Raw genomic sequence first — 8,053 nt, forward strand, 5'->3', positions numbered from 1 at the left:
GCGCTCATTGTTTTATTAAGACCCGGGCGCTTGTTCGTGCCCAACAGAGGTGGCTAAGTAACCTCTTCGTTATGCAGTGCTTCGGCGGCGCCCAGTAGCCCCGTCCAGGGGTGGGTGACCACCTGAATGGGAATATCGGCGTTGTAGGCCTGCATCCGGCCCTTGTCGTTGAAGGCGCTTTTGAGCTCGCTTTGTGGAAGCCAGTCGAGCAGCCGGGGCAAGATGCCGCCGCACAAATAGACGCCGCCGCGTGCCCCCATGGTCAGCGTGGCATCGCCGCACACGTTGCCCAGAATCTTTAAAAAGCGCAGCAGTGCCGCGCGCGCCAGGGCGTCGCCGTCGTCGGCGCCCTGGCTGATCTCGGCCGGGGTTTGAAAGCGCGGGGCGACGCCCTCCAGCTCACAATAGGCAAGATAGAGCTCGAAAAGCCCCTGACCGCACAGCACGCGCTCGACACTGACGCGGCCGTAGCGCTTCTGGAAAAAGCGTAAAAGCGCCAGCTCCTGCTCGTCCATCGGCGCGAAACTGACGTGGCCGCCTTCGGTGGGCAGCGGAATCCAGGCGTGGCGGCCGGGAAAAACGCCGGCCACGCCCAACCCAGTGCCCGGGCCGATGATCAGCCGCGCCGAGTGTGGCTGCGCGCGGCCTGACTGTACCTCGAAAAGATGCGTTTCATCGACGTGGGGTACGCCGAGCGCCTGGGCGGTGAAGTCGTTGATCACCTTGAAAAGCGAAAGGCCGAGCGCTGCCTGAACGTCGCTTTTGTCGAACGCCCAGTGGTTGTTAGTCATCTTCACCCGCTCGGCGTGAACCGGGCAGGCGAAGGCGAGACACGCCTCGACAGGGGCCATCTCATCGATGGCACCCACCCGCTCGAGATAATCCCGAATGGCCTCGATGGGCCCGGCGTAGTCGGCGCAGGGCAGATTCAGCATGTCATAGGGCGCCGTGTCGCCGGGAATGACCAGCGCGAAGCGGGCGTTGGTGCCGCCGATATCGCCGATCAGCGCCGGTCGCATCAGGCGTCCTCCTCGCTGATCTGGCTCTGCTGGCGGGCCAGGTCGTCTGCCTCGAAACCGCCGAACACGCCGGCGCCTTCCTCGCCGCGCATCGCCAAATGGCGGAACCCGCCGAAGAGCTCGCGGCCCATCCCGACGTGGTAGGCATCCAGGTTGGCGTGCGCGAGGCCGCGCTCGGCCCAGGTCGCTGGGTCCACTTTGGCTTCGAGCACGCCGGTGTTGGCATCCAGAAAGACCACATCGCCGTCGCGCAGTTTGGCCAGCGGCCCGCCGTCGAGCGCTTCCGGGCTGATATGAATGGCGGCGGGCACCTTGCCCGAGGCGCCGGACATGCGCCCGTCGGTGACGAGTGCGACCTTGAAGCCGCGATCCTGCAGCACGCCAAGGTAGGGCGTGAGCTTGTGAAGCTCCGGCATGCCGTTGGCCTTCGGGCCCTGAAAGCGCACGACCACGACCACGTCGCGGTCGAGCTCGCCGGCTTCGAACGCGCCTTTCATCTGGTTCTGGTCATCAAAAATGCGCACCGGCGCCTCGAGCACGCGGTGCTCCTCGGTGACCGCAGAAATCTTGATCACCCCGCGGCCCAGGTTGCCGTCGAGTACGGTCAAGCCCCCGGTAGGTGCAAAAGGCGTGGCCACCGGTCGCAGTACGTCTTCGTCCAGGCTCGCATCAACCCCTTCGCGCCAGACGAGCTTGCCGTCTTCCAGGAAAGGCTCCTGGGTGTAGGCGGTGAGGTCAGTGCCGAACACGGTGGGAATGTCGCCGTGCAGAAGGCCCGCGCCGAGCAGCTCGCGAAACAGATAGCTCATGCCGCCGGCGGCCTGGAAGTGGTTGATGTCCGCCTGGCCGTTGGGGTAGACGCGCATTAAACTCGGCGTGACCGCGGAAAGCTCGGTGAAGTCGTCCCAAGTCAGCGTGACGCCGGCGGCGGCGGCCATGGCGATCAGGTGCAGGGTGTGGTTGGTGGAGCCGCCGGAGGCGAGAAGCCCGACCACGGCGTTGACGATGGCGCGCTCGTCGATTTGTTTGTAGAACGGGCGATACGTGCCGCCGGGCTCGGTATTGCGAATCGCCTGTTCGGTGGCAAAGCGGGTCAGCGCCTCGCGCATCTCGGTGCCCGGATTGACGAACGACGTGCCTGGCAGGTGCAGGCCCATCACCTCCATCATCAGCTGGTTGGAGTTGGCCGTGCCGTAGAAGGTGCAGGTGCCGGGGCTGTGATAGGACTCGGACTCCGCTTCCAGAAGCTCCGCGCGGCCCACCTTTCCCTCGGCGAAGAGCTGGCGCACCCGCGCTTTCTCCTTGTTGGGCAAGCCCGACGGCATGGGCCCGGCCGGTACGAACATCGCCGGCAGGTGGCCAAAGCGCGCCGCCCCGATAAAAAGCCCCGGCACGATCTTGTCGCACACGCCCAGGTAAAGCGCGGCGTCGAACATGTTGTGCGAAAGCCCTACGGCGGTGGCCATGGCGATGACGTCGCGGGAGAAAAGCGAAAGCTCCATGCCCGGCTGGCCCTGGGTGACGCCGTCGCACATCGCCGGCACGCCGCCGGCGAACTGCGCGGTCGAGCCCATCGCACCCGCCGCCTGGCGAATGGTCGCGGGGAAGGTCTCGAAAGGCTGGTGCGCCGAGAGCATGTCGTTGTAGGCCGAAATGATCCCCAGGTTGGCGCTGTTCATCAGCTTCAGCGAATCTTTCTCCTGCGGGCTGCAGGCGGCGAAGCCATGGGCCAGATTGCCGCAGGAGAGCTCGGCGCGATGCACGCCGCGCTGGTGCTGGTCAGCCATGCGCTTTTCATAAAGCGCCCGGCGCTCCCTGGAGCGCTCGCGAATGCGCTGTGTCACCTTGGCGACGGTGTCGTTCAACGGGGCGGAAGTGGTGGACGTCATGGAAACCTCGGCTAGGCGTTAGTCAGGGCATGCTATGTAGTAATTCTATGTAGTAATTTTACATGCTTTTAGGCCAGTTTAAGACTGTATGGAGCAGCATTAAACCTTTTGGCGCGGATTTTAGTCGCGATTTTGGTAACTTTCCTACTAAAGCGCCCGCGCGGTCGATGAAAAGGGCGGTGAAGCGTACCTGGCGCTCGCAGCCCAAGCTGTTGGCCAGCCCATGGGCGTTTTTCATCAGCATGCTCGAAAGGTTCAGCATGCCCAAAAGGGCGTTAAAGGTGAAGGGTAAGCCGCGATCCAGCCCCCGAGGGTCATGTCGGGAACAGGCGCCAGCGCCCTCGGGCTTTGTTACCATGGTCTGGCAGTCGCCCTCGGCTCGATGGGTGCTTTTTTATACCCACTTATTATAGCTGCTTACTCGTTTACCCATTTGCTTTCGGAGCTCGCCATGCCCCGCGACTTTTCGCGTATCACGCCTTTCGATACCACCCTTCAAACGCGCGCGCGGGCCTATCTCGATACCTTGACCAAGCCGCCGGGTAGCCTTGGCCGGCTGGAAGATTTGGCGGTGTCGCTGTGTCATATCACCGATACGCTCACGCCCCACGTCGACCCGCCCGGCATCGTCGTTTTCGCCGCCGACCACGGCGTGGCCGAGGAGGGTGTGTCCGCCTTTCCCCAGGCAGTGACCGCACAGATGGTCGCCAACTTCGCCCAGGGCGGGGCGGCGATCAACGTCTTCGCCCGCCAGATCGAGGCGCGTATCGAGGTGGTCGACGTTGGCGTGGCAAGCGATGTCCGCACCGAGGGCGTGGTGGACGCTAAAGTACGCCACGGGACGCGCAATTTCGCCCGCGAAAACGCGATGAGCGCCGCCGAGCTCGACCAGGCCCTGCAGGTGGGCGTCGACGCCGTTGAGCGCGCCGCGCGTGCCGGCTGCAGGTGCCTGATTCTGGGGGAGATGGGGATCGCCAACACCACCGCCAGCAGCGCGGTGCTCGCCGCCCTCTTGAACCGGCCCGTCGGCCCGCTGGTGGGCGCCGGTACCGGCCTTGTCGAAGCGCGTCTGGCGCACAAGATCGACGTGATCGAAAAGGCGCTTGTCGCCCGGGCCCCGGGAAGCGAGCCGCTCGAGGTGCTGGCCGCCGTTGGCGGGCTCGAGCTTGCCGCCATGGCCGGGGCGATGCTGGCAAGCGCCGAGCGCCGCCTGCCGGTAGTGGTCGACGGCTTCATTGCCACCGTCGCGGCGCTGGCGGCGGTGCGGCTCTGCCCGCCGGTGCGCGAGGTTCTGATTTTCAGCCACCGCTCCGCCGAGCCCGGTCACGCCGTCGCACTCGAGGCGCTCGCCGCGACCCCGCTGCTCGAACTCAACATGCGCTTGGGCGAGGGCAGCGGCGCCGCACTCGCCTTTCCGCTGTTAAAAGCCGCCTGCGCGATGATCAGCGAGATGGCCACGTTTGAGAATGCCGGGGTGACGCGCTAGTGGGCGTAACGCTAATACTCTTGGCAGTGGCGATCGATCTGGTGGTGGGCGACCCACGCGGGCTGCCGCATCCGGTGGTCGGCATGGGACGGATGATCACGGTGCTGGAAGCGCGGCTCAACCGCGGCGGACGGTACGCGCGGCGGCTCAAGGGGGCGCTATTGACGCTTCTGGTCGTTGCCGGCACGTTTTGGCTCGCAACGCTTCTTCTCAATTGGCTGAGCATGGTGCATCCTTGGCTGAAGGTCGCGGCGGAGCTTTGGCTACTGGCCACCACGCTTGCCATCAAGGGGCTGGCGGACGCAGGCAGAGCCATCGCCGCGCCGCTCGCCAGGGGGGATTTCGAGGCGGCGCGAGAGGCGCTGTCGCGCGTGGTCGGGCGCGATACCGCCACGCTAAACGAGCCCGAAATCGCCCGCGGCGCGGTCGAAACCGTGGCGGAGAACACCGTCGATGGCATCACCTCGCCGCTGTTTTTCGCACTCATTGGCGGCGCGCCGCTGGCGCTGGCTTACAAGGCGGTGAATACGTTGGACTCGATGGTGGGCTACAAAAACGCACGCTTCGCGGATTTCGGCTACGTCTCGGCAAAACTCGATGACGTCGCCAACTGGCTGCCGGCGCGGCTAACCGCCGTGTGCCTGTGGGCGGCGGGGGCGCTCTGGAATTCCCTGGGGCGCGAGCCGCTGGCGGTGGCTGGCGCCTTTACCCACACCCGGCGCCAGGCGCCGCGCCATCCCAGCCCCAACGCGGGCTGGCCGGAGGCGATGGTGGCATGGCTTTTGGGCGTGAAGCTCGGCGGCGTGAACGTCTATGGCGGCGAGCTTTCGCACCGCGCCACGCTGGGGCCGGGGCGCGTCGCGCTAACGGCGCGCCACATCGATATCACCATTGGTCTGATGCACGGAGCCTGGGGGCTTTTTCTACTCATGATGATCGCGCTGGGTACGGCAGGAGAAGCGGTGTGAAAAGCCCAAAAAAGCCGGCCGGCGGCGCGGGTGAAAGGCTCGCGCCGTGTAATATCACGCGCTGCTCGCACTCGAGCGTACGATGATCGTTTTCGTCAGCGGCGGCGCACGCTCGGGTAAATCCCAACTGGCCGAAGCGCTCACGCTGGCGGCGGGGGGCGAGCGCTGCTACTACGTGGCCACCGCCCGCCAGGACGACGGCGAAATGAGCGAGCGCGCCGCGCGCCACCAGGCCCGCCGTGACGCCCGCTGGGTCACGCTGGAGGCGCCGCTCTACCCGGACGAAGCGGTCGCTTCTGTACCCGACGGCCAGGCAGTGCTGCTCGACTGCCTCACCCTCTGGGCCAGCCAGCTACTGTTTGGCCCGGCGTTCGAGCCGTTTGAGGCCGAGCGGGAGGGTCTGCGCTGCCTAAAAAAGCTGCTCGGCGATGCCCGCACTCGAGGCCTGCACCTGGTCATCGTCTCCAACGATCTCAACGAAGCGCCGCTGCCGTCGGACCCGGGCGTCTGGCGTTTCGTGACGTTTTTGCAGCGCCTTCACCGGCTGCTGGCCCAGCAAGCGGACTCGGTGATCGAAGTAATCGCTGGGTGCGCCATCGAGTGGAAGGCTGATCCCGACGTTCATCCCCACCTGGACACCACGTCCCGAAACAGCGAAGAGTCATCGCCGTGAAAAACGCCCTCTACGGCGCCGTGCTGGCGTTTCAATTTCTGACCCGCGTACCGCTGCCGATCGAGTGCCCCTGGAATGCGTCGACCCGGCGCTGGGCGCTGCGCGCCTACCCATTGGTTGGGCTATTCATCGGTGCGCTGCTGTGGCTTTTTGCGCTGGCGTTTGATGCGCTAGCGCTGCCGGCGCCCATCGCCGCACTGGCGCTTTTGAGCCTGTGGGTGGCGCTCGGCGGCGGCCTGCATCTGGACGGCGCGATGGACCTGGCCGATGCCCTTGGCAGCAATCAGCCGCTTGCGCGGCGCTTGGAAATTATGAAGGACCCGCAGGTGGGCAGCTTCGGGATACTGGCGCTTTTTTTCCTGCTCGCCTGGAAGGCGGTGCTGCTCTGGGCGCTGGTTGATATCGGCGCGCCCGCGCTCTGGTTTTTGATCGTGCCGGCGCTTGCCCGCTTTGCCGGCGCCGCCATGCTGGTGCTGAGCCCTTGCGTCCAACCCAGTGGGCTCGCCTACGCGTTCAAGCGCTCGCTGGCCCCTGTGGACGTGGCGCTTTCGCTGGTGCCGCTTTTGGGCGTGGCGCTTTTTTATCCGCCCTTACTTGGCTGGCTGGCCGGGGCGCTTTTGTTTACCGTGCTGTTTCGCGCCGGGGTGCTTCGCGCCTTCAAGGGCATCAACGGCGACATGATTGGCGCGTTAATAGAAGGAGTCGAGCTTTGGCTAGTGATCTTGATGTGGAGCTGGTGGTGGTTCGCCACGGCGTGACCGCCTGGAACCTTGAACGGCGCTACCAGGGCCAGCGTGATATCGCGCTTTTGTTTCCCGACGCCGAGCCGGGGCTCAATGCGCTCAAAAAAGCGTTGGAGGATGAGCACTTCGATGCGATCTACGCAAGCGATCTGACCCGCTGTCGTCAAACCCTCGAGTGGGCCCGGCCCGACGCTGCGACTGAGAGCGTTTATCTGGAGCCCCGACTTCGCGAGCTCGATTTCGGCGAGTATGAAGGCAAGGTTTACGACGAACTCAAGGACAATCCGGGCTACAGGGCATGGATTGATAGCGTTGGAGAGCTTAAAATCCCCGGCGGCGAATCCGCCGGGGATTTGCGCACGCGCCTTGACGGCTGGCTGTCGACGCTTGCCGACAACGCGCGCGCTTTGGGCCACCGGCGCGTGCTGGCCGTCACCCACGGCGGTGTGATTCGTGAACTGAGACGGCGTTTTGAAACCGTGGATTTCTGGGAGGCCACGGTGACCCAGGCCACCGGCCGGCGCCTGAACCTGTCCCATCGCGCTAGAGAAGGAGAGTGGCAATGCAGCTTTTCATCGGCGGTGCCCGCGCAGGCAAGCGCGACGCCGTAAAAACGCGCTTTCAAAACGCCGCCTGGTGGACCCTCGCCCCGGGCCAGCGGCTGGCGGACTGCCACTCGATTCTGATTCCCGACACGCCGCTGGTGATCAACGGCGTGCTCGACTGGGTGGCCCGCGACGGCGCTTTTGATACCGACAGCGACCGCCTGCGCGCCCAGTGGCGCGAGGATCTGGCCGCGCTTTGCCGTGCCGCGAAGGCGTGCAACGCCACGATCGTGCTGATCCTGAGCGAGGTCGGCCGAGGGCTGGTGCCCATGGCGCGTGAGGAGCGCCGCCTTCGCGATCTCAACGGCTGGTTCAGCCAGGACGCCGCGCGCCACGCCGAGCGTGTCTGGTACGTGCGTCACGGCCTGGTGCAGCGCCTGGCCGCGCCCAGCATTGCGCAAGCGAGCCTGGCCGAGTGCGATTGACCTGGCCTTAACGGCTTGCTAGTTTACGCTCACTTTTGGGTGCCGACCTTGCGTCGGTTAAACGGGAAGCTGGTGTCCATTCCAGCGCTGCCCCCGCAACGGTAATCGAGTCAACAACGGCCACTACGCCACTGTGTCGCACGCGACATGGGAAGGCCGCCGTTTGAAAAAGGCCTCGCCTTTTTGCTCGTCAGCCCGGAGACCGGCCCAAAACCACGGTTTCACTACCATCAATGCCGAGTCGC

9 protein-coding genes and 1 riboswitch are annotated in these 8,053 nt (G+C 65.2%); of the genes, 6 read left to right on the plus strand and 3 right to left on the minus strand.

The window, feature by feature from the left end; genetic code table 11:
* Nucleotides 1-53: 53 nt before the first annotated feature.
* From glk to OCT39_RS06670, 3 genes are read right to left on the minus strand one after another with little or no spacing between them, the layout of a single operon-like run.
* Nucleotides 54-1,019: a glucokinase gene (gene glk / locus OCT39_RS06660; protein WP_263586881.1), complete on the minus strand. Its 966-nt coding sequence runs from the start codon at nt 1,017-1,019 to the stop codon at nt 54-56.
* Nucleotides 1,019-2,908: a phosphogluconate dehydratase gene (gene edd, locus OCT39_RS06665; RefSeq protein ID WP_263586882.1), complete on the minus strand. Its 1,890-nt coding sequence runs from the start codon at nt 2,906-2,908 to the stop codon at nt 1,019-1,021. The genes glk and edd overlap by 1 nt, the downstream gene beginning before the upstream one ends.
* A 58-nt stretch (nt 2,909-2,966) precedes the next feature.
* Entirely contained in the window at nt 2,967-3,266 is a 300-nt protein-coding gene (locus OCT39_RS06670; protein WP_263586883.1) for a hypothetical protein, read from the minus strand.
* Nucleotides 3,267-3,359: 93 nt separating this feature from the next.
* Here OCT39_RS06670 and cobT point away from each other — a divergent pair, with 93 nt between their 5' ends.
* The 6 genes from cobT (at nt 3,360) to OCT39_RS06700 (ending at nt 7,808) form a co-directional block, all read left to right on the plus strand.
* Nucleotides 3,360-4,394, plus strand: coding sequence for a nicotinate-nucleotide--dimethylbenzimidazole phosphoribosyltransferase (gene cobT / locus OCT39_RS06675; protein ID WP_263586884.1), 1,035 nt, complete (start codon nt 3,360-3,362; stop codon nt 4,392-4,394).
* Nucleotides 4,394-5,362, plus strand: coding sequence for an adenosylcobinamide-phosphate synthase CbiB (gene cbiB / locus OCT39_RS06680; protein WP_263586885.1), 969 nt, complete (start codon nt 4,394-4,396; stop codon nt 5,360-5,362). The genes cobT and cbiB overlap by 1 nt, the downstream gene beginning before the upstream one ends.
* An 82-nt stretch (nt 5,363-5,444) precedes the next feature.
* Complete coding sequence (locus OCT39_RS06685) at nt 5,445-6,035, plus strand: bifunctional adenosylcobinamide kinase/adenosylcobinamide-phosphate guanylyltransferase (protein WP_263586886.1); 591 nt, start codon at nt 5,445-5,447, stop codon at nt 6,033-6,035.
* Nucleotides 6,032-6,793 carry an adenosylcobinamide-GDP ribazoletransferase gene (locus OCT39_RS06690; protein WP_263586887.1) on the plus strand — a complete coding sequence of 254 codons (762 nt, stop codon included), beginning with the start codon at nt 6,032-6,034 and terminating at the stop codon, nt 6,791-6,793. Before OCT39_RS06685 ends, OCT39_RS06690 begins: the two co-directional genes overlap by 4 nt.
* Nucleotides 6,745-7,389, plus strand: coding sequence for a histidine phosphatase family protein (locus OCT39_RS06695; protein ID WP_263586888.1), 645 nt, complete (start codon nt 6,745-6,747; stop codon nt 7,387-7,389). The genes OCT39_RS06690 and OCT39_RS06695 overlap by 49 nt, the downstream gene beginning before the upstream one ends.
* Complete coding sequence (locus OCT39_RS06700; protein WP_263586889.1) at nt 7,341-7,808, plus strand: bifunctional adenosylcobinamide kinase/adenosylcobinamide-phosphate guanylyltransferase; 468 nt, start codon at nt 7,341-7,343, stop codon at nt 7,806-7,808. The genes OCT39_RS06695 and OCT39_RS06700 overlap by 49 nt, the downstream gene beginning before the upstream one ends.
* Before the next feature lie 20 nt (nt 7,809-7,828).
* Nucleotides 7,829-8,034: riboswitch (cobalamin riboswitch) on the plus strand.
* Nucleotides 8,035-8,053 lie beyond the last annotated feature (19 nt).

It is taken from the genome of Halomonas sp. GD1P12 (assembly GCF_025725645.1).
Classification (GTDB): domain Bacteria; phylum Pseudomonadota; class Gammaproteobacteria; order Pseudomonadales; family Halomonadaceae; genus Vreelandella.

Coding starts and splice junctions, on each gene's coding strand:
- glk (WP_263586881.1), bottom strand. CDS start 1,019: ATGCGACCGGCGCTGATCGGCGATATCGGCGGCACCAACGCCCGCTTC.
- edd (WP_263586882.1), bottom strand. CDS start 2,908: ATGACGTCCACCACTTCCGCCCCGTTGAACGACACCGTCGCCAAGGTG.
- OCT39_RS06670 (WP_263586883.1), bottom strand. CDS start 3,266: ATGGTAACAAAGCCCGAGGGCGCTGGCGCCTGTTCCCGACATGACCCT.
- cobT (WP_263586884.1), top strand. CDS start 3,360: ATGCCCCGCGACTTTTCGCGTATCACGCCTTTCGATACCACCCTTCAA.
- OCT39_RS06685 (WP_263586886.1), top strand. CDS start 5,445: ATGATCGTTTTCGTCAGCGGCGGCGCACGCTCGGGTAAATCCCAACTG.
- OCT39_RS06700 (WP_263586889.1), top strand. CDS start 7,341: ATGCAGCTTTTCATCGGCGGTGCCCGCGCAGGCAAGCGCGACGCCGTA.